A 1,687-nucleotide genomic window follows, 5' to 3' on the forward strand; every position below is an offset into this window, starting at 1 on the left:
AATGCGTGTGTCAATAATTAAAATTTAAGGAAAAAGGTTATGCGTAATGGATCAAATCGTATTCTTGATGAATTAGCAAAATTAGCAACAGATGCTGCTGACGTTGCGCAAGGCATACGACGTGAAGCTGGAACAGCTTTTCGTGTGCAGGCTGAAAAGATAGCAAACAAACTTGATCTTGTTTCTCGCGAAGAGTTTGAGACTTTTAAGGAGATGGTGCTGAAAATCCATACTGATAACGCTGATTTGAAAAGACGCCTTGATGATTTAAAAAAAGATGATTAAAAAAAACGCAGGCACAAAAAAGTAAAATAGTTTAAAAAAAAGAATCTTCAAAAAAATATCCCCAATTTTTCAATATGATGCGTGAAACTAAAAAATGCTTAATCTTGAGTCTGTTAGAGCGGAGCATTTGTTTATTTTTGATTTTTTTTGGGTAAAAATACATTTTTTTGAATCAGGGGGGCTGGCGCTATCAAATTGTATCAATACACTGAAAAAACTTGATGATTCGTTTCATGATTATCAGGTTTCCCTAAAGAGCGCGATTGTGTTCTAGGTGTTTGTGTTTTGTTGATGTTTTTAATGTGTATTTGTTTGGTGTAAGAGGTTTGATTGTAGCAAATATTGTTACAATTTAAGCGGTTTATATTCTGTTGACAATGTTTTAAGATGATTGAGGATTGTGATGAGGCTTGCATTTTGCGCCACAGAAAGAAAAGAGCACCCTGTTGACTTTATCGAACAGATTGCCTGTGAATATGATTGGTCGTTTGAGCGAGATGCACAAGATGAAATTAGCGTTTGTGTGGAAGGAAAACGCGCAAACTATCGTCTTGCTTTTTCATGGATGGAAGAGCATGAAGCACTTCATTTAGCTTGTTCGTTTGATCTTTCTATTAAAAATGCTCGAACAGCTGAAATACAGCGCTTATTGCTAGCAATTAATGAAAAATTGTTGTTGGGACATTTTGATTACTGGCAAAGGAATAATTCAGTTATTTATCGACAAGGTCTTCTTTTGGCTGGTGGGATGCATCCATCTCATATACAGGTTGAAACATTATTGATACATGCACTTAAAGCCTGTGAAAGCCATTATGTTGCATTTCAGATGGTTGCTTTATCGGGAGAAAGTGCTTACAAGGCACTGCAGTACACTTTGTTTGAAACTGTAGGGAATGCCTAAAACATCAAGTTTGTTATTTTTACAGACGGTTTGCTGAAATATTGCTCATAGGGGGATATCAAGAATAGCGCGCAATCCCCCGAGTGGGCTCTCGTCTAATTGTATATTGCCACCATGGCTGCGTGCTATGTCTTGAGCAATAGAAAGACCAAGTCCTGTTCCACTTGCATCTTGATTTCGCGCTTTATCAAGTCGAAAGAATGGCTTAAAAACTTCTGTGCGCATATTTTCATGAATTCCAGGTCCATTATCATCGATTATCAATATAAAAGATTCTTGTTGAGAGTTAGCTGTTAGTTTAACGGTTGTGCCGTAACAAAATGCATTTGATACAAGATTGCTGACCAAGCGTGTGAAAGCACGTGGACGTACTTGTATTTCTGTAGGACCTTCAATAGTGTAAGAAAATTGACGTTTGTGAAGATGAGCATCGGTGGAGAATTTTTGCATAAGAGCATTTAAATCAAAAGTCTTGACACTTTCACTTCCTTCTCCACG

Annotated in this window: 3 protein-coding genes; 2 read left to right on the forward strand and 1 reads right to left on the reverse strand. The window is 37.0% G+C overall.

Going from position 1 to position 1,687, the window contains the following annotated elements:
• Positions 1-39: 39 nt before the first annotated feature.
• Positions 40-285, forward strand: coding sequence for an accessory factor UbiK family protein (locus ACFIO3_RS12680; RefSeq protein WP_375606341.1), 246 nt, complete (start codon positions 40-42; stop codon positions 283-285).
• Between the two features lie 403 nt (positions 286-688).
• Entirely contained in the window at positions 689-1,189 is a 501-nt protein-coding gene (locus ACFIO3_RS12685; protein ID WP_273724125.1) for a YbjN domain-containing protein, read from the forward strand.
• A gap of 45 nt (positions 1,190-1,234) precedes the next feature.
• Here the strand turns inward: ACFIO3_RS12685 and ACFIO3_RS12690 are convergent.
• The coding region (locus ACFIO3_RS12690) for a sensor histidine kinase (protein WP_375704575.1) at positions 1,235-1,687 on the reverse strand (453 nt) is incomplete at its 5' end.

Source organism: Bartonella sp. AD328YNZD, from assembly GCF_042196425.1.

Coding starts and splice junctions, on each gene's coding strand:
- ACFIO3_RS12685 (WP_273724125.1), top strand. CDS start 689: ATGAGGCTTGCATTTTGCGCCACAGAAAGAAAAGAGCACCCTGTTGAC.
- ACFIO3_RS12680 (WP_375606341.1), top strand. CDS start 40: ATGCGTAATGGATCAAATCGTATTCTTGATGAATTAGCAAAATTAGCA.